This is a genomic window from Hymenobacter agri (assembly GCF_054778495.1).
This window is the reverse complement of sequence record NZ_BAAGZM010001297.1, coordinates 1-539: the sequence shown is the minus strand read 5'-3', so window position 1 is coordinate 539 and position 539 is coordinate 1. Positions and strand designations below refer to the sequence as shown.

At 66.8% G+C, this 539-nt stretch carries 1 protein-coding gene; it reads right to left on the bottom strand.

What is annotated here, in order from left to right; all coding sequences use genetic code 11:
* A partial coding sequence (locus ACYVDE_RS25890; RefSeq protein ID WP_460504366.1) for a tetratricopeptide repeat protein occupies window positions 1-539 on the bottom strand: 539 nt, incomplete at both ends.

The following is a 539-nucleotide window of genomic DNA, read 5'->3' as shown; positions in this document are numbered from 1 at the left end:
GGTCGTCGGCTGCTTGGCGGGCGGGGTGGCCGGCGCGGTGGTTTTGGCCGGCGCTTTGGTCGGGGCCTTCACGGGGGCTTTCACCGGGGGCTTTTTGGTGGGAGCCGGCTCGGTGGCTTCGTCGGGCTGGTCGGCGCCCAGGGTTTTGAGGCGCTGCTTGGCGGCTTCCAGGACTTCGGGCACCGGGAAGTTGTTGTCGATAAGCGAGTTCAGCGTGCCACGGGCCTGAAAGTTGTCGCCCTCCGAGGCGTAAATGTCGGCCACCAGCAGGAAGGCCCGGCCCAGCCACAGCGAGTAGTTGCTGAAATCGGAGTTCACCTTGAGCGCGGCGGCTTTGGCTTCGTCGTTCTTCTTCTGCTTGAACAGAGTTTCGGCCAGGTAGTACTGCGCTTCGGCCCCGTTGATGTCGTTGGGCGCGGCGGCCACGGCGGCCGTTAGCTCAGTCGCGGCTTGGTCGAGCTGGTCGGTGCGCAGGCTGGCTTTGCCGAGGTAAAGCAGGGCGGCGTTGGTGGCGTTGGCGGTGGCTCCGGCCTGGGCGC